Raw genomic sequence first — 22,186 nt, forward strand, 5'->3', positions numbered from 1 at the left:
TATGCCCAGAAAATTGTTACTGCGGGTTAAAACTGACACATGTGACACCTTTTGACGCTTAGCGCAGGAGGCGTTGTGACACACCCTGCCCACTTATGTATAATAAATATTAATAAATAACCAAGCTAAAACTTAAATTCTAATTATGAACCGTTTTGTGTCGCTGTTTGCAGGGAAAGCCATTTGGCATCGGAAAGCTAGCTGAGCAACGACACAAGGCTGCTCATTCACGCAAAAGGCATCGCTGATGGACGAGACACGCCCTGTCAAAATTCAGGTTCGCGGCTTAAGCAAGGTATTTGGCAAGCAGCCGAAAAAAGCCCTTGAGCTTCGTGACCAGGGTTTAAAACGCCCTGAAATTCTTGAGAAAACTGGCCAAACGTTAGGCCTTTCAAACATCTCATTCGATGTCTATGAAGGCGAACTGCTCGTCATTATGGGGCTTTCTGGTTCTGGCAAGTCAACGTTAATTCGGTGTTTGAACCGCCTGATTGATACCACCGAAGGCGAAATAATCATTGATGGCGAGAATATTCCCACGTTAAGCGAAAAGGCGCTGTTGGAGTGTCGCCGCCGCCATTTTTCTATGGTTTTTCAAAATTTTGCGCTATTCCCACACCGCACTGTACGCCAAAACGCCGAGTTCGGGCTTGAAATCCGCGGTGTCGATAAAGCTGAGCGTAAGCAAATTGCCCAAAACGCGCTAACCCAAGTGGGGCTAGATGGCTGGGAAGAGGCTTATCCGAATCAGCTTTCCGGTGGTATGCAACAGCGTGTCGGCCTAGCCCGCGCCCTGGCGAATGACTCCACCGTGCTATTAATGGATGAAGCCTTTTCAGCGCTGGATCCTTTAATCCGCAAGGATATGCAGCAAGAGCTGTTGCAACTGCAATCTAAAATGCAGAAAACAACCGTCTTCATCACCCATGATTTAGATGAAGCGCTCAATATTGGTGATCGCATAGTGCTGCTTAAAGATGGCGAAGTCGTACAGATTGGTACACCGGAAGAAATATTAACCCAACCTGCTGATGACTATGTGCGCCGCTTTATCGAAGGTGTCGATCGTTCGCGTGTATTAACCGCCGAGAGCGCCATGCGCCCCGTGCGCTCTACCGCCCGCGAAAGCGACGGCCCACGCACTGCACTACATCGTATGCGTGACCACAGTATTGATTCAATTTATGTCACTGATCGTGACCGCCGCCTAATCGGCCTGCTAGAGGCCGAGTCGGCGAGCAAGGCGATTGATGCCAAGTCAGATACTATTATTGATCACCTGACTCAAGACTTCCGCAAAGTCCCCCCTGAAGAACCCCTGCAAAACCTGTTCGCTATGTTTAGCGATAAAAGCTTTCCCATCGCCGTCATTGACGAGCAGCAGCGGTTGCTAGGTGTCGTTGTGAAGGGCGCGGTACTGGATGAATTAGCACGAGCAGGAGAACAGTAATGGATATTCCAAGCATCCCCCTTGGCGATTGGATCGAAAGTGGCCTGACCTGGTTGACCAGCGAATATTCAGCCGTCACTCGGGCAATTTCCCGTTTTACTCAAACCGGCATTGATGTTTTGAACGATAGCTTGATGTGGCTACCTGAATGGGCGCTACTTGGGTTAATCACCCTACTCTGCTGGAGGCTAGCGGGTGCTCGCTTAGCGATTGGTTCAGTAGCCGGGCTAGCCTTAATTTGGAACTTGGGTCTCTGGAACCCAATGATTGAGACGCTCACGCTGGTGGTCTTCGCCACCCTGGTTGCCGTGATTATCGCATTGCCTGTCGGCATTGCGGCAGCATTATCTAATCGACTGTACCGATTGATCATGCCGATATTGGACTTTATGCAGACCATGCCCGCCTTTGTTTACCTGATACCAGCAATTCCGTTTTTCGGCATTGGTTCTGTATCCGCCATTTTTGCAACGGTAATTTTCTCGATGCCGCCTGCGATTCGCTTCACAACGTTAGGTATCCGCCAGGTGCCGGTTGAGCTTATTGAAGCCGCCGATGCCTATGGCGCAACGCGCAGCCAAAAACTTTTCAAGGTTCAGCTTCCGCTCTCGCTACCCACAGTGATGGCGGGTATTAACCAGACCATTATGCTGGCACTTTCGATGGTGGTTATCGCCGCCATGATTGGTGCAGATGGCCTAGGTAGCGAAGTGTGGCGTGCTATTCAGCGGCTACGCCCCGGTGATGGCTTTGAAGCTGGTATCGCCGTGGTCATTCTAGCCATGTTACTTGACCGTTTAACTCAATCACTACGGAAAACGCGCCGCTCACAGTGAATCAAGGAAAATCGCGCGGCCACCATCGTGCTGCGTTGACTGATCTTCTTGATGCACTCTTTTTGGATGTGCATGCTGATAGCGCGCCTATAAATTTTTAGTTAAGCAACGTTGGAAAGCATGCTTACTACAGTTGTGGCGCTTAACCACTATATTGATAGACGCCAGGACTATTTTCCCAAGGAGCAAGTGAATGAAAAGTCGTACGTTGAATCACCGCATCCGCCTCGCCTCATTAGCCCTCATTACCGGTGCAGGTGTGACCGCCGGAAGTCTGGCCCACGCCCAAGATCAGGGCACTATCAACCTTGCCTATGTTGAGTGGTCGTCTGAAGTAGCATCTACCAACGTCGTCGCTGCTGTATTAGAACAAGCGGGTTTCGATGTTGAACTAACGTCGCTTTCTGCCGCCGCTATGTTCCAGGCGCTTTCCACTGGCGACGCCGATGCCATCGTCGCCGCTTGGCTACCCACGACTCACGCAGACTACATGGAGCGTGTAGGTGACAATATTGAAGATCTCGGCATGAACTTGGATGGCACCAAGCTGGGATTGGTAGTACCGGCTTACACAGATGTTGATTCTATTGCCGACCTAAACGACAACGCCGACAGCTTTAACGGCGAGATCATCGGTATTGACCCCGGTGCGGGCCTGATGGCTCTTACTGAAGAGGTCGTGGATACCTATGACCTTGGGCTGCGCCTGCGTAGCGGTAGCGGTGCCACCATGACCGCAGCGCTTTCAAGCGCGATTAACAATGAAGAAGATGTTGTGGTAACTGGCTGGACGCCACACTGGATGTTTGCCCGCTTCGATCTGAAATACCTTGAAGATCCGGAAAATGTTTATGGCGGTGCTGAGCAGATTCACACCGTGGTACGCCAAGGTCTAAAAGATGACTTGCCGGAAGCCTACGCCATCCTTGACTCTTTTGAGTGGACGCCCGAGCAGATGGGTGAGGTCATGCTGATGAATCAGGAAGATGGCAGCGACCCCTACGAAAATGCCAAGCAATGGGTTGAAGATAATCAAGATGTCGTCGAACAGTGGCTAAGCAACTAATATTGTCTTGGCTAAATACAGTTTATTAGTAGAATGATTAATGAGCTGAAGCCGCACTTCGCTTCAGCTCATTTGTTGCAACCCACTGTTTTCAAAAAAACGATATAGCTTTAATTAGTACGGTAAACCCATGCTAAATGGAGCTATATGAGGAGCGTACTGTGTTTAAGAACATTATGGTGCCAGTCGATCTTGCTCATCTAGAGCTACTGGAGCCTGCCTTAAGCGTAGTGGCAGACCTTGCTAAGCGATATGATGCTCATATCATCTACGTTGGCGTTACTGCTAATACACCTACAAGCGTTGCCCGCACTCCCCAAGAGTACGAGCAAAAACTTGAAGCTTTTGCCCACGAGCGGCATAAAGTGCACGGTCAACCGGTAAGTATTAGGGTTTACAGCTCGACGGATCCCGTTGCTAATGTGGATAAGCAGCTTGTCGATGCAGTGGAGGAAACGGGGGCTGATTTGGTGGTAATGGCAACACATTTACCCCGCCACCTGGACATTATTATGCCGTCCCATGGCAGCAAAGTAGCCACCCACACAGACGTCTCCGTTTTCCTGATTCGAGTGGCCCAATAAACGCGCTCTTGCGTTGTAGAAGCAATCCGTTGACAACTCGCGCTTAACAGCACGCACTTTTAATAATGATGGGAGCAAATTTGTGGATAAAAAGCCGCAAAATCGACCACCTGAAGAGCCTGTCTCGGAAGGCATTCCTGCCCCGGAGGGGCCGGCAAACCTGATCGATACCGATTACGTTATTGGTCAAGACAATATAACCACCAGCACCATGGGCGTTAACCTCGACCTACACGGTAAGGTTTTCACCATTTCGTCGATTGTGGTTCTACTGTTTGTCGTTTTAACACTCGCCCTACAAGACACTATTGCACCGGTTTATGACGCTATTTTTAGTTTCTTGACCGGTAATTTGGCGTGGTTCTTTATATTTGCCGCCAATATTTTCGTTATTCTGTGTCTTGGGTTAATTATCTCCCCACTAGGTAAAATCCGCATTGGCGGCGCTGATGCAAAGCCCGACTTTACCTATGTGGGTTGGTTTTCAATGCTATTTGCCGCAGGCATGGGCATTGGCTTGATGTTCTTTGGTGTTAACGAGCCGCTGACCCACTTTGGTACATCCTTTGATGGTGGAAGCTGGGCACCATTAGCAGGCGCTGAGGGTGATGCTGCTGGCGCAGCGGCGCTAGGTATGGCAGCCACTATCTTTCACTGGGGCCTACATCCCTGGGCGATTTACGCAGTAGTAGCGCTGTCACTTGCCTTGTTTTCGTTTAACAAAGGGCTACCACTGTCTATGCGCTCGGTGTTCTACCCCATACTGGGTGAGCGCGTCTGGGGCTGGCCAGGGCATCTAATCGACATTTTGGCCGTATTTGCCACGCTTTTTGGTTTGGCAACTTCGCTGGGCTTAGGTGCAACCCAAGCAGCCGCAGGGCTAAGCTACTTGTTTGGCGCGCCAGAAAGCGATATCACGATGATTCTACTCATCATAGGCATCACTATTATCGCCATTGGTTCAATTCTGGCCGGTGTCGATAAAGGCGTTCAGTTGCTTTCAAAAATCAACATCGCCATGGCGGCTTTGCTGCTTTTCTTCGTTATTGCCGTTGGCCCAACACTGCTTATCGCGACAGGTTTCTTTGAAAACCTTCTTAATTATGTTGTTCATCTGCCAGCACTGTCGAATCCGTTTGGCCGTGAAGACGCGAACTTTAGCCAAGGCTGGACTGCCTTCTACTGGGCTTGGTGGATCTCCTGGTCTCCGTACGTTGGTATGTTTATCGCACGGGTTTCACGTGGCCGCACTGTTCGCGAATTTCTAATTTCAGTATTGTTGGTACCTTCTATTGTATCGGTACTCTGGATGACTACCTTTGGCGGCACCGCCATTGATCAGTACGTTAACCAAGGCATTGAAGCTGTGCGCGACGCAGGCGTGGATTTACAGCTGTTTATCATGCTTGAACAGCTACCGCTGTCACAAATCACCTCGTTTATTGCGATTCTACTGGTCATTATTTTCTTTGTGACCTCTTCTGACTCAGGCTCACTGGTTATCGACTCCATTACTGCAGGCGGCAAGGTGGATGCACCGAAGCCTCAGCGCGTGTTCTGGGCGATTATCGAAGGGGCTATCGCAATTGCTTTGCTGCTTGGCGGTGGTCTGACCGCACTGCAAACTATGGCGGTTTCTACCGGTTTCCCGTTCACCATCATCTTGCTAGTGGCATGTTATGCCATTATCAAAGGTCTGATGAGCGAACCCAAAGCGGTATGATGTGAATCACTAACCATTAAACTAAATGCACTTGCACTAAACCACAAACGGGCAGCCATTTGGCTGCCCGTTTGCGTTAAGTAACGCTGCGCTGCTCAAACCCAAATATCTTTCAACTGCGTCTCAGGCGTGTAGTGATGACTGATCTGCGCTTGCAACAGTTCTGCTGTCGCCAGTGCATCGACCAGCGCGTGATGCCCTTGATAGACAGGCAGGCCATAGCGTTCACGACTGGCATTTAAACGAATCGAAACAGGCGGACGCCCTAACCAACGGCGAAACCGTGCCCATAACGTTTGTCGATGCATGCGCGCTTCAAGCGACATCGTATCGATCATCGGGAACATCACCCCTTCTCCCCGTCGTGCTTTTACGGCAGCATCAAGAAACGGGCGTTCGATGTTGCGAAAATGCACCACCACAAGCCGCCCTGCCAGCACAGCTAATAGCTCATCCAACACGGCATCAAAGTCAGGCGCAGTGGCGATTTCAGAATGCGTGATGTGATGGTAAGCAATGGACGCCTCATCTAAGGGTCGCGAGGGCTTCACTACCCAGTAGCGACGCTGAGCAAGCGGAATGCGATCCAGTGTGAAAGGCACTACCCCAATGCTGACAATCGCGTGACGCCGCTCGTCCAATCCCGTTGTTTCCATATCTAACGCTACCATCGGCACTTGCGCGATAGGTGTATCCGGGCTGGGTAGCGGCGTTGCAAAGAATTGTCTAAGCGCACTATCATGAGCCTTTTCGGCTCGCTCAGCCATATAGCCTATCCAGTTAGCTTGAACTACTTTTTGGCGGGGCCGGATTCCATGCATCTTATCGCCCCTGCCGCTGAGCGGGAACGGGATAGCGGAACTTCAAGAATTTTTGCGCGTTGTTGAGTACTTGGAAAGCATCTTTAAGCGTGTGGCGCTCGCTATCCTCAACATTCTCCGGTTCGATATTATTATCGGGGAAACGGTCTTCTTGCAGATCTATCACTTGATGGCGAATCCGCGACATACATAAAAACTCAAATGCGTAACTGAGCTTATCGCTTACACCCGTCGCCAGCAGTTGGGTATTGCTTATATCATTTAAGCGCTGGAACGAGTTTTGCGCTTTAGACCCACAGGCCAACGCATGTACCCGAATAAGGTCAACCATCGGGGCGGTACCACGCCGTTTTAGGTTGATTGAGTTGTTATGTTTGCCATCCTTTTCCATCACAAACGTACGGAAGAACCCAAGCGGCGGTGTTCGATTCAGCGCATTACGGGCCATGGCCGCCAAAAACAGTGGCGACTGGGGCGCCGTTTGGGCAATCAAATCCTGAAGCGCTTCAACAAAATGGTCTTCGCCGTAAATGCTGTCTAAATCGAAGAAAATCGAACTATGGAGTAGTCGTTCAGGGGTTGGGTTCGCCATCCAGTCTTGGAAATAACGCTTCCAAACATGCAACGGCTGACGCCACTGGCGGTTAGTCGCCATCACATCGCCTTTACAGTAGGTATAACCGCAGGCGTCTAAGCCATCACTTACAAAGGCCGCTAACGCGTGAAAGTAGTCGTCGTGTTCGTCGGGGTTAAAGTCGTCTGACAAGATCAGTGCATTATCCTGATCGGTGACGATACTTTGCTCATTCCTCGCCATGGAGCCGTTAACCATAAAACAGTAAGGCACCGGCGGTGGCCCTAGCGCTTCTTCGGCAAGCTCTAGCAGTCGCCGCGTAAAACTACGCCCAATGGTCGACAGGGCACTCCCTACCATCTGCGAATTAGCACCTTCTTGCACCATTCTTACAAAAGCAGCGCGCACATCTGGAGCAAGTTTTGCTAACCCTTGGGCGCTGGACTGGTTGAAAATATTGCTTACTAGGTACAGCCCACTTTGCGTCTCGTAACGAATAATATCGGAGAGGTGAACAACCCCAACCGGACGCTGTCGGTAAAGCACCGGTAAGTGGTGAACATTGTTACGCAGCATCGTCAGCATGGCTTCGTAAACCGACGCATCCGACTGAATGGTAATTAACCGTTCGGAAACAACCTCACCAATGGCCGTTTGCGCTGACAGCCCTTCAGCTACAATGCGGGTACGGAAGTCACTATCCGTCAGAATACCGCACATTTGCCACGTTTTGCCTTCGCTGTCCTGAAAGCTGTAACGCGGATTATCACTGCCTTCATTAATTACCAGCACCGCCGACGCTTGAGCATCGTTCACTTGCTTAGCGGCTTGCTGGACGGTAGTCGTGGACTCAACCATGACGGGATAACGCGTTACCAATTTGCGTATCCGCGTAACCATCATATCGTTAGATTTCTTCTGCTGTTCTGCTGCAGTTTCTAAACGAGGGCGTTCGAGCTCAACAAAGTCAGCAAAATCATCGTCTTCTTCACAAAGTCGCTGAAAGACGACGTTGGGTATAAAGTAGATTAGCGTATCTTCTATCGCTTTAGCGGGTAACCGAACTTTATGGTTTCTCAGCAGGCTAAAATGCCCAAAGATATCCCCTTCGCCCAAGCGGTTATAAAGCTCACCTTGACGACGATATACCTCAACGGCTCCGCTACGGATATAGCACAATTCCGTGAGTATATCGTCAAACTTTAATATATCGCTCCCAGTTTTGTAGTAGCGTACTTGAACCTGCTCGGCAATGGCGTCTAGCAATACATCCGATAAGCCATCAAACGGGGGAAACTGCCCCATATGCTGACGTATTTCTAACAGTTCAACATCCATGCGATCTCCTGCACTTGGCGCGGCAGCATCATCAATAGATGAAGTTTGTCTTGGATAGCGTGTACCGTAAACCCTTCAGTCACAAATGAGAGTGAACAAAAGCAAAAAAACCCAGCGAAAAACGCTGGGTTTTGTGCAGTAACAGACTGGCAGTAGGAGGACAGAATACTTCGCAGGTTAAGGAAAATCTGTCACTATCCACAACACTAGCTGACTGGAGCTAATTATGACTGGTTAGCCATTTCCTGAACACGCTGCATCATTTCAGGGTCTTGCTGGATTGACTGACCAATGGCGTTAAAGGTATCAACATCTAGACCGCTATCTTCAACGACTTCGATCATGCGGTCGTTGGCTTCAGCGCGAACTTCCTGTTGGGTGTTTTCATCTTCTGCTTCCTGCAGACGCTGTGTGTACTCTTGAGAGATCACGGCGATTTCTTGAGAAGCATCGGCAAACTGCTGTAGCTGCTCATCAGAGAAATCCTGAGTGGGCGCTTGCTGGGTAGCCATCGTATCCTGAGCGGATTCTTCGGATTGCTGTGCATGAGCGGTGCCAGCCAGAAGACCAGTAGCGAGAAGAGCAGCAGAGAACAGAGCAGTCATACGTTGCATAGTAAGAAACCTCATTGACGCATTATGAATGTGCAGCGTGTGACGCGCTGTTCAGGAACAGGTTCAACTTTTTATGTAAAAGTTAGTAACAGAAAGAACGCAACGTAACAGACAAGCATGCAGTGAATTCTCACACCGAGGAATTATGACCAATAATATTAGTTACTTAAAAAATATAAATACGGTTTCTTTAGGCCTTGCCGCTATGCCTGGATTATTTGTTTTACTCTGGAGCACGGGGTTCATTGGCGCAAAATTTGGCCTGCCCTACGCAGAACCTTTCACGTTTTTGTTTATTCGTTTCGTGCTCACCCTGATGCTGCTTATTCCACTGACGTGGTTAATGCGCATTGCCTGGCCTTCTTCGCCAGTACTCTGGCTGCATATAGGCGTTTCAGGACTTTTGGTACACGGCACTTATTTAGGTGGAGTTTTTTACGGTATTTATTTGGGCATGCCTGCCGGGCTGGCAGCGTTATTGGTTGGCCTTCAACCACTATTAACAGCAGCCTGTGCCGGCCCGTTGTTGGGTGAGCGCCTAACCACCCGCCAATGGCTAGGGCTACTGCTTGGCCTTGTGGGCATCTGTCTGGTATTGGGCAGCAAGCTAGAGTTCGGCACCTCACTTTTTGCTGGCTTTGGCCTTGGCGCCTTGGTTAGCGTGATGGCTGCGTTGGTGGGAATTTCATTGGGGACGCTTTATCAGAAACGCTACTGCACCAGCATGCCACTTCTTTCCGGGGCGGTCATTCAATACATAGCGGCTGGCATGCTATTGGGCATTGGTGCACTGCTGTTTGAAACCCGCCAGGTCGAATGGAGCTTAACGTTTGTGCTCACTCTTGGCTGGCTAGTACTTATTCTGTCTATCGCCGCCATTTTGCTATTAATGGCGTTGATTAAAAAGGGGGAAGCCTCCCGCGTTGCCAGTCTGTTTTATCTAGTACCTCCGGTCACTGCGCTACAAGCGTGGTGGCTGTTCGACGAGCGCCTGCCCCTGCTCGGACTGGCTGGTATGGTCATTGCCATTGCTGGGGTGGTCATGGTGGTACGTAAACCTAGCAACAAAGGAGAAGCTTAAAGCGCTACAAGCGCTCCAAGTAACGGACACCGCCTAGATTACGCATTTGCTGAAGAATCCACTGGCTGCGGCGCTCTACCTGAGCGTCTGGCCGTGACGCGCTGCGGGTACGCGGGCTAGGAAGAATAGCCGCTAGCAGGCTTGCTTGCCGTTCGGTCAATGCACTGCCAGAAGCGCCAAAATAGTGCCCCGCCGCCGCTTCTAGCCCAAATACTCCCGTATCCCACTCAGCGACGTTTAAATACACTTCCAGTATGCGTTGCTTGCTCCACAGCATTTCGATCAGCAACGTAAACCATACTTCTAGCCCCTTACGGGCCCAGCTACGGCCGCTCCATAAAAAAACATTCTTAGCTGTTTGCTGACTGAGCGTGCTGGCACCCCGCAATCGTTCGCCATCGAGACTGGCCTTCAGGGCACGCTTCAACTCAACTAAATCAAAACCACGATGCTGAGGAAAGCGCTGGTCTTCAGCAGCGATCACCGCCAACTTGGCATTGCTGGATAGATTGTCCCAGCTTCTCCATTGGCGTTGTATATCGATAGGTTCGCTGTTTACCCAGCTTTGTATTTTGCGCTCTACCATCACCATTGAGCCAGGAGGTGGCACAAAACGGAATAGTAAAACCAGCGCAATTGAGAGAACAATAAAAGCCAGCGCGCCACGCCAAATAAGACGCCATATCAAACCAAGAAAACGGCGCAACGCGCGATTAAGCATTTCGATATCCTTAGCGCTTCATGAGGTGTTCTGCATGATAGCGCAAATGCTCCTCAATGAACGAGGCGATAAAGAAGTAGCTATGATCGTAACCTGGCTGGCGGCGCAGTGTTAGCGGATGATCATGCGCTTCACACACGGCCTCTAAACGCTCGGGCATTAATTGCTCTTCCAGAAACTGATCAGCTTCACCCTGGTCAATGAACAGTCGTTGACGAGAGGCACCATTAGCGACCAGCTCGCAGGCATCGTACTGGCGCCAACGCGACTGGTCGTCGCCCAAATAGCTGGTAAACGCGTTTTGCCCCCAAGGACAGTTCATTGGGTTAACAATAGGTGCAAAAGCGGAAACCGAACGGAACCGGCCTGGGTGACGCAATGCCAGGATTAATGCGCCGTGACCGCCCATGGAGTGACCACTGATCGACTCACGCCCGTTCACTGGGAAGTGCTGACGCACCACCGAAGGCAGCTCTTCAATCACGTAGTCATACATGCGGTAATTCGATTTCCAGGGGGCTTGAGTGGCGTTCACATAAAAACCAGCGCCCGATCCTAGATCGTAACTTTCATGCTCACTGGGCAGATCGGTGCCGCGTGGGCTGGTATCGGGGCAAACAATCGCCACCCCTAGCTCAGCAGCAATACGGTGTGCGCCCGCCTTCTGCATAAAGTTTTCATCGTTACAGGTTAGACCTGACAACCACCAAAGCAGAGGCACGCGCTCGCTCTCTGCTTGAGGAGGCAGGTAAACCGCGAACACCATGTCGCAATCCAGCGCCCGGGAGTAGTGGCGGTAGCGCTTGTGCCAGCCACCAAAACTGCGATTGGCAGACACTAGTTCTAAAGTTTCACTCATGCTCATGGGCTGGCTCCTTAAAAAGATGAAAACGCGGAGGGTTTCCCCTACCGCGCTCATTTACCCTATTACCAATGATACTCAGTAATGCAGCACGGTACGAATGCTCTTACCTGCATGGAGCAATTCGAAGGCTTCATTAATTTGCTCAAACGGCATGTCGTGGGTAATAAAGTCGTCGATATTCAGCTCACCATTCATATAGCGCTCGACGTAACCCGGTAACTCACTGCGTCCTTTGACACCGCCAAATGCAGAGCCTTTCCAAACCCGCCCAGTGACCAGTTGGAAAGGACGCGTGGAGATCTCTTCGCCCGCACCCGCGACACCGATGACAATCGACTCCCCCCAGCCTTTATGGCAGCACTCAAGGGCCGAACGCATCACGTTAACATTGCCGATACACTCAAAGGAATAATCAACACCACCGTCGGTCATATCGACGATTACCTGCTGAATCGGGTCGCTGTAGTCTTTCGGATTAACGAAATCAGTCGCGCCAAACTGCTTGGCCAATGCAAATTTATCGGGGTTCACATCGATGGCAATAATCTTCGAGGCTTTTGCCATTACCGCCCCTTGGATGACCGCCAAACCAATCGCGCCCAAACCAAAAACGGCGATGGTGGAGCCTGGCTCTACTTTTGCCGTATTCAGTACCGCACCAATACCGGTAGTAACGCCACAGCCCAACAGGCAAATTTTATCCATGGGTGCTTCTTTGGAGACCACCGCAAGCGACACTTCCGGCAGCACGGTGTACTCGCTGAAAGTCGAAGTGCCCATGTAGTGATGCAGCATTTTGCCATCTAGTGAAAAGCGCGAGGTGCCATCAGGCATCACACCTTTACCTTGAGTAGCGCGCACGCTGCCACACAGGTTTGTTTTACCAGATAGGCAGAATTTACATTTGCCGCACTCGGCGGTGTACAGCGGAATAACATGGTCACCCGGCTTAACACTGGTCACACCCTCGCCAACTTCTTGCACCACACCAGCACCTTCGTGGCCCAATACCGCTGGGAAATTACCTTCTGGGTCAGCGCCAGAAAGGGTATAAGCATCGGTATGGCATACGCTAGTCGCTGCCATCTTCACCAGCACCTCGCCCTCTTTTGGACCTTCCACATCGATCTCAACTAATTCAAGCGGCTTACCCGCTTCGAGTGCTACGGCGGCACGTGATTTCATCTATGCATCTCCTTAACGGTCACATAAGACTGAAGACTGTTTTATCGGACTCGTTTTAATCGAATCAGATTTAATGACTGCAGTGTAGGCCAGCTAGGCGAGTGGGATAAAGCGGGATACACTCACAAGATTATTGCCACTGAGCAACAATCAAAAATTAATTAAGGATAGTTCGTGCAACGCTGGGACCGTATTGAGGCATTCGTCGAGGTGGTAAGACTGGGAACATTCTCAGCGGCCGCACGCCATTTAAAGGTATCGACATCGCATATTAGCCGCTTGGTGAGCCAGCTGGAAAATCAGTTGGGTGTTCAGCTTTTGTACCGCACAACACGGCAAATTCGTTTAACCGATGCTGGGGCAATCTACGTTGAGCACTGCCGCCATCTTTTTGATGGCCTGCGCGATGCAGAGCAAGCGATCAGCGAGCTTCAGGCAAATCCACGTGGGCTGCTGAAGCTGACCTCAGCGACGACGTTCGGCGAGCGCTATGTCGCGCCACTGGTGAATGACTTTCAGTGTCTGCACCCGCAGCTTGAAGTACATATGCACTTTACCAACCGCCCCGTAGAAATTATTGAAGAGGGCTACGATATTGCCATTCGTATGGGGGTACTCAAAGACTCTAGCTTGATTGCTCGGCGGCTATGCGAACGGCAGGAGTATGTCGTGGGCTCCCGGTCTTACTTCCGTCAAGCTCCCAGGCCACATACGCTGTCGGAACTTAGCCAACACCGTTGTCTGATGGGTTCACGTCCTAACTGGTTGTTTGAAGTCAACGGTCAGCGCCGCGAAGTTAAAGTGGAGGGCTGCTGGAGCGGAAACTCCGGCCCCGCGCTGCTTGACGCCGCGCTTAAAGGGCTAGGGCTTGCTCAACTACCGGATTACTACGTAGCCCCCTATCTTGCCAGTGGCGAACTGGTATCCGTTCTGGAACCTTTCCAACACAACGATACGGCGGTATGGGCGGTATATCCTCGTCACCGCCATCTATCACCTAAAATCCGTCAGCTCGTCGATTACTTGGTGGCCAATATTGATGCAACGCTGCCCCCCCGCCTTACTCACTAACACTCAATGGCGTTAACAGCCAAACCGCCTTTTGACGTTTCTTTGTATTTATCTTGCATATCTCGGCCAGTGTCACGCATGGTGCGAATCACTTTATCCAACGATACAAAATGCTCACCATCACCATTCATCGCCATACGCGCAGCATTGATCGCCTTCACCGAGGCAATGGCGTTTCGCTCAATACACGGCACTTGAACCAACCCCGCCACGGGGTCGCAAGTAAGGCCAAGATTATGCTCTAGACCAATCTCAGCAGCGTTCTCTACCTGTTTTGGCGAGCCACCCAGCACTTCTGCAAGCCCCGCTGCGGCCATCGCACAAGCAGAGCCGACCTCCCCCTGGCAGCCAACTTCCGCGCCGGAAATAGACGCGTTCTTTTTACATAATATGCCCATCGCGCCCGCTGCCAACAAAAAGGCCACTATGTCGTCGTCACAGGCATCTGGCTCAAATTTCAAATAGTACGCCAGCACAGCAGGCACAATACCGGCAGCACCGTTCGTCGGTGCAGTGACCATCCGTTTACCGGCGGCGTTCTCTTCATTCACTGCCAGTGCAAACAAATTGACCCAATCCATCACAGTAAAGCTCGATACAATTAAGCGTTGATTCTGCGGTGGTGAAAGCAGCTGTTGGTGCAAGCCATGGGCGCGTCGCCGAACATTTAATCCACCGGGTAAGTGTCCCGTCGCTTTTAAGCCATTTTCAATGCTGCTGCGCATGGCTTGCCAAATCGTCAGCAGCTCTGTGCGAATCACCTCTTCACTGCGCCATGCTTTTTCGTTTTCAAACATGAGCTCACTGATACGCAAACCATTTGTTTGGCAAAGCGCTAACAACTCATTAGCCGTTTCAAATGGGTAAGGTAGCGCGGTTTTGTCTTCGTCTAACCCACCCTGATCGGCGCAGGCTTGATCGACATAAAAGCCACCACCAAGGGAATAGTAAGTATTTGTCGCAATAACCGTATCGTACTGATAAGCCGTCAACACCATAGCGTTGGGGTGAAATGGCAGACAATCGTCGTCCCATTCAATATCCTGACTGCGATCAAACGATAGCGCTTGCCCATTGGGCAGCGTTATTAAAGCGCCTTCATCCAGCGCATGTAGCCGCTCAGTAATGGTGTCAGGATCGATTGACTCTGGCGTTTCGCCCATCAAGCCCATGATGACCGCACTATCAGTACCATGCCCGATGCCAGTAGAAGCTAACGAACCGTGGAGCCTAGCCACAATGCGCGTCAGCGAGGGTGAGATAACAGCTTGACTAAAATCGCGCGCCGCACGCATCGGCCCAACCGTATGAGAGCTTGATGGGCCAATCCCAATTCTAAAGAGATCAAAAACGCTTATTGCCATTGTGTGTCTGCCCTTCAGCGGTAATTGTTGATTACCTAATAACTAGTTACTTTGCAGCCTTAATCCACCATTAGTCGAGCAGCTCACATTAAGTTCGACGTGCGAGCATAGAAGTGTGTCGATATAATGAACATTCTTCTATGCATGTTTTTAAGCCCCTCTCTTACAACGTCATCTCTCTGATAAGGATGTTGGTATGCCATCTTCCCCACCGCAGTGGCCACTCAGTTTTGGATATACGCTTCTGCGCGCAACACTTTATATGTTTTTTGTCGCTGGTATCGCCCAAGGTGGATATTTTGAAGCTCTCTACCTACCCGATGTGCGCTATACCGAATTAGGCTTTACAGAGTTCACTCAAACCCTAGTACTGGCTAGCTGTTGTGGCTTACTCATCTACGTGCGCCAAGTACTCAAGGTATGGCCTACTGTTACGCTTCTATTGCTGGCGTTTGTGGCTGCGTCGCTGGTACGCGAACAGGATTACTTTTTAGATTACTACGTCGCAGACAACTCTTGGAAAGTGCTGGTATCGTTAATTGTCATCCCTAGCCTTGCCTGGGTAGTCGTCCAGCGTCGTCGATTTATTGAAGAATTTTCACATTATAGCAATACGTTCGCGTTTGGACTTTTCACTGGCGGTGTGCTCGTTACCTATATTTTCTCCCGCCTTTATGGTCGCCAAGACTTCTGGCGAGCCGTCATGCAGGATAACTATATTCGCGAATTTAAAGATGTCGCTGAGGAAGCCATCGAGCTTTTAGGCTACAGCCTGATTCTATTTGCCATGATTGAGCTTCTGCTGATTGCTCGGCGTATTTACAAAGCGCGACAAGTCGCACGCTAGTCCTCTCATCTCCCGCTAGCAGCCCTTTTTTATCGCCGCCTTACACCTTGCGCAGGCGGCATTCATTTTTTACATCTCGCTATACATAAAGCCATTTGCGACCCCGATGGCTTCAACGTAGTGTCGTCCCCCAGACTCATGGGCATTTTTTGCTGTAAAACAACCTACTGACGACAAAAACCTTATGACAAACTCACAAAATCGCCAAGAAACCCTAAAGCGAGGTGCATTTACTCGTTTTCTTGATAGCGTTGAGTGGCTGGGTAATCTACTCCCACATCCTGTTACTCTCTTCGCTATTTTATGTGTTCTGGTAGTAATCGCCAGCGGCATCGCCGGTGCATTAGGAGTATCTGTTGCTGACCCTCGCCCTGCTAACGAAGGTGAATGGATAGCGGTTAATTCGCTGCTCAATGCCGAAGGCCTGCGCCGTTTAGTCACTGAAATGGTGACTAACTTCACTAGCTTTGCACCGCTGGGTACAGTACTGGTAGCCATGCTGGGGGTCGGCGTTGCTGAGCACTCAGGACTGCTTTCAGCCAGCATGCGTGCGCTGGTTCTCAATCGCTCGCCGCGCATTGTCACCTATGCAGTGGTGTTTGCCGGCATCATGTCGAACATGGCGGCTGAGCTTGGCTATGTCGTATTAATTCCTTTAGCGGCCATGATTTTCCACTCATTAGGGCGTCATCCATTGGCGGGCCTAGCGGCTGCGTTCTGCGGTGTTTCTGGAGGCTACAGCGCTAACTTACTGATTGGTACTGTTGACCCGCTACTATCGGGCATCACCCAGGAAGCAGCGCGTCTTCTTGACCCTGCTTACATTGTGGGCGCAGAAGCCAACTGGTTCTTTATGTTCGCCAGTACGTTCTTTGTCACGCTTATTGGTGGCTTTGTTACTGAGCGAATCGTAGAACCCAAGCTAGGTAAATTCGATTCTGCCTATGCTGATAGCGGCATTGAAAACCAGCGCATGGAAGGGCTATCCGACTCAGAGAAGCGCGCCTTAAAAGGGACTGGACTTGCGACATTAGCATTAGCCGCTCTGGTCGCGGTCATGGTTGTGCCCGAAAGCGGCATATTGCGTAACCCCGAAACAGGGCTAATTAGCGGCTCGCCCTTTTTGCGTGGCATTGTGGTAATTGTCGCGGTGTCCTTCACCGTATTGGGGTTTGTCTATGGCCGCCTAGCAGGCACCATGCAAAACGATCGCGATATTGTCGATGCTATGGCGAAAAGTATGAGTAGCCTCGGCCTTTATATCGTTCTGGTCTTTTTTGCGGCACAGTTTGTAGCGCTGTTTAACTGGAGTAACTTTGGCACTGTCACAGCCGTTGCCGGTGCCGATCTGCTGCAGTCTTTGGGGCTACGCGGCCCTGGTCTGTTCGCGCTGTTTATTATTATGTGTGCGTTCGTCAACCTATCACTAGGCAGCGCCTCTGCACAGTGGGCAGTAACAGCTCCCATCTTTGTGCCGATGCTGATGCTAATGGGCTATGCCCCTGAAGTAATTCAGGCGGCGTATCGAATCGGCGATTCGGTTACTAACTTAATTACCCCCATGATGAGCTACTTTGGTTTAATTCTTGCCGTAGCAACTCGCTATCGTAAAGATATGGGCATTGGTACGTTGGTAGCGATTATGCTGCCCTACACGCTATTTATGCTGATTGGCTGGAGCCTGCTGTTCTTTATTTGGGTATTTGTTTTTGGCTTGCCTGTCGGCCCAGGATCAGCCACGCATTACACGCTTTAAGCCATATCATCATATAACGCTTATGGCATAACGCAAAAAGCCCGCCGTTCATAGAATGGCGGGCTTTTTGTTCATGGTGACGACTATCAGTTCACCACTTTCTATTTACTACTTACTAGCCACTACTTACCAAGTACGAGAACTAACTGATCACTCGTCGAGGAATGAGCGCAGCGGCTCAGAGCGACTCGGATGGCGTAGCTTGCGCAGCGCCTTAGCTTCGATCTGACGAATCCGCTCGCGAGTAACGTCAAACTGCTTACCCACTTCTTCTAGCGTGTGGTCGGTATTCATATCGATACCGAAACGCATGCGCAGCACTTTCGCTTCACGTGCGGTTAAGCCGCCAAGGACGTTACGCGTTGCTTCGATCAAGCCTTCGCCGGTGGCCATATCAATCGGCAACAGCATAGTGCCGTCTTCGATAAAGTCACCTAAGTGCGAATCGTCGTCATCACCAATCGGCGTCTCCATAGAGATCGGCTCTTTGGCAATTTTTAGCACTTTGCGTACTTTGTCTTCCGGCATTTCCAGGCGTTCGCCCAGCTCTTCCGGCGTTGGCTCGCGGCCCATTTCCTGCAGCATCTGACGAGAAACACGATTGAGCTTATTGATCGTCTCAATCATGTGCACCGGAATACGGATGGTGCGTGCCTGGTCAGCGATAGAGCGCGTAATCGCCTGACGAATCCACCATGTGGCATAGGTCGAGAACTTGTAACCACGGCGATATTCGAACTTATCAACCGCTTTCATCAAGCCAATGTTGCCTTCTTGGATTAGATCCAGGAACTGCAGGCCACGGTTGGTGTATTTCTTCGCAATCGAAATTACCAAACGCAGGTTAGCCTCAACCATCTCTTTCTTAGCACGACGTGCTTTCGCCTCGCCAATAGAGAGCTTGCGGTTAACTTCCTTGAGGTCGGCCACGGTGAGCTGCACCATGTCTTCCTCAAAGGCAATTTTGCGCTGCGAACGAGCAATATCGGCGCGCAGTGGCTCAAGACGGTCAGCATACTTGGGCTGCGCCTCCTGGAAGGTGTCTAACCATTTTGGATTAGACTCGTACCCAGGGAACGACTTAATGAAGGTTTTGCGCGGTACTTTAGCTTTCTTCACGCACAGCTGCATAACCGCTTTTTCTTGGGCACGCACCTGCTCAACACTAATACGTACTTGGCCGACCAGACGCTCAAAATGCTTCGGCACCAGCTTAATAGGCGAAAACAGCTCGGCTAAACGCGACTGCTCACTTTTAAGCTCCGCGCTACCACGACCATATTTCGCCAACGCAGCTTCAACAGCGGCATTCTGCTCACGGATTTGTTCGAAACGAGCTTTCGCTTCTTCCGGATCAGGGCCGCCTTCGCTGGCCGTGCTGTCGTCATCTTCGTCGTCACCGTCGCTGTCGAGATCATCATCATCGCTCAACTCGGCTTCCGGCTCAGGCTCGGGCACTTCGGCTTCTGCAACGCCTGGAATCCCCTCGTCGGGGTCGATAAAGCCAGAGAACAGATCAGACAAGCGACCAGGCGCTTCTTCATCCTGCGTGGCATCGTAGGCATCCAGGATAGAAGCAACAGCGCCAGGCAAATACGCCAGCGCTGACATCACTTCCCGCGTGCCCTCTTCTATCCGCTTGGCGATTTCGATCTCACCTTCGCGGGTTAGAAGTTCAACCGTACCCATTTCGCGCATGTACATGCGCACAGGGTCGGTAGTGCGACCGACGTCGCTTTCCACGGCGGCGAGTGCCGCGACGGCCTCTTCCGCAGCGGACTCGTCCGTGGAGTGATCCGACATCATCAAAGTGTCTTCATCTGGCGCTTCTTCAACGACACTGATACCCATGTCGTTGATCATGCCAATGATGTCTTCCACTTGATCCGGGTCGGCGATATCCTCGGGTAGATGGTCGTTGACCTCGGCATAGGTCAGGTAGCCCTGTTCCTTGCCGCGCGCGATCAACTCCTTCAGACGTGACTGCTGCTGCGCATTTCCAGCCATAGAAACCCTATCTCGACGAAGAAGAATGAAACACCTGGGGCGCTGAATCGATTAAACTCAACAAGCCGAACAGTATAGCGTAAATAGCAGGAATTTTTCCAGCGAAACGTATTTGCGCGGTCATTCAGGTGTGTTAGGTTGTTCGGTTAGGCCAGCGCCTGGCGACTGACCCTTTATTTGGTGCCAACGTTAGGGAAATTCAACCCTAGCGCCTCAAACTCTACTCATTCCAAACTCTACTCATTCAAAGACAAACGCCGTAAAGCCGGCTTAATGTCGTTGAACAAGCTCCATCATTAAGCTTGCCAAACGCTGCCGCTGCGCTTTATCCAGCTTTTGCCCAGAACGCTCTAAATCCAGCAACGCCTGGTACTCTTCCTGAGGCGATCGCTTGCGCTGAACCTCTATTAGATGTTCAACCAACCCTGTCAGCTCAGTCTCTCGGGTTCCCTTGGGAATCAGCAACTCCCGTGACGCCAACTCAGCCAAGACCTGACCTTCATGGCTCCCCTGAAAGTGCGCCAACACCACTTGCGGGCTGCGATAACGCCCGGCACGTAGTAACTCAATCAAGTCACGGCATAACGGTGCTTCTTCACTCTCCGGCAACCAATCCAGGGAATCCGGCAGCGACGTCACTAAACCAGGCTCATGCAACAGTAGCTGCACAATACGCGCAACGGTTGAGAGCACTTGCGGGCGAGGCGACTGAGCGCGCCCCTTTTGTGCCTTTTTACCAGCAGGCTTTGCGCCGACCAGCTGCTCCTCATGATGCTCAAACGGCATCATGTCGGGCGACTCAAGCGGCTCCCAGTGCACGGCTTCCTGCGAAGGCGCTTTCTGTGCCTCTTTTTGCGCACTGGCGGCCGCGCGTTTATCAAGCAGCGTTTTCAGTTGCGATTGTGCCAACCCACTGCGCTTAGCTAACGCCTCCAACAGTAACGATTTGAGCATGCCTTCAGGCACTTTGTTCAATGCCTCAAGCACCTGACTTGCAAACCGCTCTCGCCCTTCCACGGTATTCAAGTCTCGCCCCTGCGCTGCCTGCTCAAAAAGAAACTCAGATAGCGGCATCGCACAGGTAACGCGATCTTGAAATGCGTCGCTACCTTCACGGCGTACTAGCGTATCCGGGTCGTCACCTTCCGGCAGAAACAGGAAGCGCGCTTCACGACCGTCAATCATCTGCGGCAAGGCGGTTTCCAACGCACGGCTGGCCGCTTGACGTCCTGCACGGTCACCGTCAAAGCAAAACACCACACGGCTAACTAAACGAAATAGTCGGCTTAGATGGTCTTCTGTTGTAGCCGTCCCTAAGGTTGCGACAGCGTTGTTGATACCGTACTGCGCCAGCGCCACGACATCCATGTAACCTTCAACGATGACGAGCTGCTCAAGCTTGCTTGACGCTTGGCGAGCCTCATACAACCCATACAGCTCACGTCCCTTGTGAAAGACAGGCGTTTCAGGCGAGTTCAGATACTTAGGCTGCTCATCGCCCATTACCCGACCGCCAAACGCGATGGTGCGCCCCCTTAAATCCCGAATGGGAAACATCACTCGATCACGAAAGCGGTCATACGTTCGCCCGGTGTCTTCACGGTGAATAAGCAAGCCATACTCTACTTGTACAGGCTCACCAATACCCCGCGCACTCAAGTGCTGCTTTAGGGCTTCCCACCCACCAGGCGCATAGCCAATACCATAAGTACTGACAACATCTGGAGATAATCCGCGCCCTTGCAGATAACGCTGCGCTCCCTGCCCTTCCTGCATTTTTAGCCGTTCTCGATAAAAACTGGCAGCAAGTTCAAGAAGATTAACGCCCTCTTTGCGCTTTTTTTCGCGCTGCTGGGCGCGCGGATCATCGGCACCCTCACGAGGAACATCCAGCCCTAAACGACTAGCCAACTGCTCAACCGCATCGGGAAAGGGTAGTTTGTCGTATTCCATTAGAAAGCGTAGCGCATTACCGTGGGCACCACACCCAAAGCAGTGATAAAACTGTTTATCAGCGCTGACCGTAAACGATGGGGTTTTCTCTTGATGGAAAGGACATAGCCCAGAATAGTTACGCCCGGCCTTTTTAAGCTGCACACGCTCACCAACCACCTCGACCACATCAACGCGGCCTAACAGGTCATCGATAAAACGTTGTGGAATTTGGCCTGCCATGAACTGCGGGCATCCTCGCGCAAAGCGCTAACTCACTTGCCTAGGGTCATCGGGCTTATTACCAAATCACCATAGACAGCGATAAATCAAAACAAAAACAAACGGCCA

General features: G+C 51.2%; 18 protein-coding genes. 9 read left to right on the top strand and 9 right to left on the bottom strand.

All coding sequences use genetic code 11. The features are described from left to right. Positions 1 to 247: 247 nt before the first annotated feature. The 5 genes from J4377_RS13850 to J4377_RS13870 all read left to right on the top strand — a co-directional run bounded on the left by J4377_RS13850 (position 248) and on the right by J4377_RS13870 (position 5,659). A complete protein-coding gene (locus J4377_RS13850) occupies positions 248 to 1,450 on the top strand; it encodes a glycine betaine/L-proline ABC transporter ATP-binding protein (protein ID WP_038477543.1) in 1,203 nt (400 codons plus the stop codon). After that, complete coding sequence (locus tag J4377_RS13855; protein WP_038477546.1) at positions 1,450 to 2,286, top strand: proline/glycine betaine ABC transporter permease; 837 nt, start codon at positions 1,450 to 1,452, stop codon at positions 2,284 to 2,286. Before J4377_RS13850 ends, J4377_RS13855 begins: the two co-directional genes overlap by 1 nt. Positions 2,287 to 2,479: 193 nt before the next feature. After that, positions 2,480 to 3,352, top strand: coding sequence for a glycine betaine ABC transporter substrate-binding protein (locus tag J4377_RS13860; RefSeq protein WP_038477549.1), 873 nt, complete (start codon positions 2,480 to 2,482; stop codon positions 3,350 to 3,352). 161 nt (positions 3,353 to 3,513) lie between these two features. Next, a complete protein-coding gene (locus J4377_RS13865; RefSeq protein ID WP_038477552.1) occupies positions 3,514 to 3,936 on the top strand; it encodes a universal stress protein in 423 nt (140 codons plus the stop codon). 82 nt (positions 3,937 to 4,018) lie between these two features. Beyond that, positions 4,019 to 5,659: a BCCT family transporter gene (locus J4377_RS13870; protein ID WP_038477555.1), complete on the top strand. Its 1,641-nt coding sequence runs from the start codon at positions 4,019 to 4,021 to the stop codon at positions 5,657 to 5,659. Positions 5,660 to 5,754: 95 nt separating this feature from the next. On the opposite strand, the gene J4377_RS13875 is transcribed toward J4377_RS13870, so the two are convergent. The 3 genes from J4377_RS13875 to J4377_RS13885 form a co-directional block, all read right to left on the bottom strand. Next, complete coding sequence (locus J4377_RS13875) at positions 5,755 to 6,480, bottom strand: 3'-5' exonuclease (protein ID WP_038477558.1); 726 nt, start codon at positions 6,478 to 6,480, stop codon at positions 5,755 to 5,757. A 1-nt stretch (position 6,481) separates the two neighbouring features. After that, a complete protein-coding gene (locus tag J4377_RS13880; RefSeq protein WP_038477561.1) occupies positions 6,482 to 8,392 on the bottom strand; it encodes a DUF294 nucleotidyltransferase-like domain-containing protein in 1,911 nt (636 codons plus the stop codon). A gap of 224 nt (positions 8,393 to 8,616) precedes the next feature. Next, entirely contained in the window at positions 8,617 to 9,006 is a 390-nt protein-coding gene (locus J4377_RS13885) for a DUF4168 domain-containing protein (protein WP_120386457.1), read from the bottom strand. A 145-nt stretch (positions 9,007 to 9,151) separates the two neighbouring features. On the opposite strand from J4377_RS13885, the gene J4377_RS13890 reads away from it, so the two are divergent. Beyond that, positions 9,152 to 10,087: a DMT family transporter gene (locus tag J4377_RS13890; protein ID WP_038477567.1), complete on the top strand. Its 936-nt coding sequence runs from the start codon at positions 9,152 to 9,154 to the stop codon at positions 10,085 to 10,087. A gap of 4 nt (positions 10,088 to 10,091) precedes the next feature. Here J4377_RS13890 and mtgA read toward each other — a convergent pair whose 3' ends face one another. From mtgA to J4377_RS13905, 3 genes are all read right to left on the bottom strand, one after another. After that, positions 10,092 to 10,808, bottom strand: a complete 717-nt coding sequence (gene mtgA, locus J4377_RS13895) for a monofunctional biosynthetic peptidoglycan transglycosylase (RefSeq protein ID WP_253485992.1) — start codon at positions 10,806 to 10,808, stop codon at positions 10,092 to 10,094. Positions 10,809 to 10,818: 10 nt separating this feature from the next. Then, positions 10,819 to 11,673: an S-formylglutathione hydrolase gene (fghA, locus tag J4377_RS13900; RefSeq protein ID WP_253485993.1), complete on the bottom strand. Its 855-nt coding sequence runs from the start codon at positions 11,671 to 11,673 to the stop codon at positions 10,819 to 10,821. A gap of 75 nt (positions 11,674 to 11,748) precedes the next feature. After that, positions 11,749 to 12,858 (bottom strand): S-(hydroxymethyl)glutathione dehydrogenase/class III alcohol dehydrogenase, encoded by a 1,110-nt coding sequence (locus J4377_RS13905; protein WP_038477575.1) that lies wholly within the window; start codon positions 12,856 to 12,858, stop codon positions 11,749 to 11,751. A 174-nt stretch (positions 12,859 to 13,032) separates the two neighbouring features. Between J4377_RS13905 and J4377_RS13910 the strand changes: the two genes are divergently transcribed. Beyond that, positions 13,033 to 13,929, top strand: a complete 897-nt coding sequence (locus J4377_RS13910) for a LysR family transcriptional regulator (RefSeq protein WP_038477578.1) — start codon at positions 13,033 to 13,035, stop codon at positions 13,927 to 13,929. On the opposite strand, the gene J4377_RS13915 is transcribed toward J4377_RS13910, so the two are convergent. Further along, entirely contained in the window at positions 13,926 to 15,293 is a 1,368-nt protein-coding gene (locus tag J4377_RS13915; RefSeq protein WP_253485994.1) for an L-serine ammonia-lyase, read from the bottom strand. The two genes, J4377_RS13910 and J4377_RS13915, sit on opposite strands and share 4 nt — an antisense overlap. Positions 15,294 to 15,489: 196 nt before the next feature. Here J4377_RS13915 and J4377_RS13920 point away from each other — a divergent pair, with 196 nt between their 5' ends. Together J4377_RS13920 and J4377_RS13925 are read left to right on the top strand one after the other, a co-directional pair. Beyond that, on the top strand, positions 15,490 to 16,140 hold the full coding sequence (locus J4377_RS13920) for a hypothetical protein (RefSeq protein ID WP_038477584.1): 651 nt from the start codon (positions 15,490 to 15,492) through the stop codon (positions 16,138 to 16,140). 184 nt (positions 16,141 to 16,324) lie between these two features. Then, complete coding sequence (locus J4377_RS13925) at positions 16,325 to 17,896, top strand: AbgT family transporter (protein ID WP_120386453.1); 1,572 nt, start codon at positions 16,325 to 16,327, stop codon at positions 17,894 to 17,896. 150 nt (positions 17,897 to 18,046) lie between these two features. Here the strand turns inward: J4377_RS13925 and rpoD are convergent, their stop codons facing one another. Together rpoD and dnaG are read right to left on the bottom strand one after the other, a co-directional pair. Further along, positions 18,047 to 19,903, bottom strand: a complete 1,857-nt coding sequence (gene rpoD, locus J4377_RS13930) for an RNA polymerase sigma factor RpoD (RefSeq protein ID WP_038477590.1) — start codon at positions 19,901 to 19,903, stop codon at positions 18,047 to 18,049. A 270-nt stretch (positions 19,904 to 20,173) separates the two neighbouring features. Beyond that, entirely contained in the window at positions 20,174 to 22,078 is a 1,905-nt protein-coding gene (dnaG, locus tag J4377_RS13935) for a DNA primase (protein ID WP_120386452.1), read from the bottom strand. Positions 22,079 to 22,186: the final 108 nt, after the last annotated feature.

The sequence above is a fragment of the Halomonas sp. XH26 genome, assembly GCF_024138895.1.
GTDB lineage: Bacteria > Pseudomonadota > Gammaproteobacteria > Pseudomonadales > Halomonadaceae > Vreelandella > Vreelandella alkaliphila.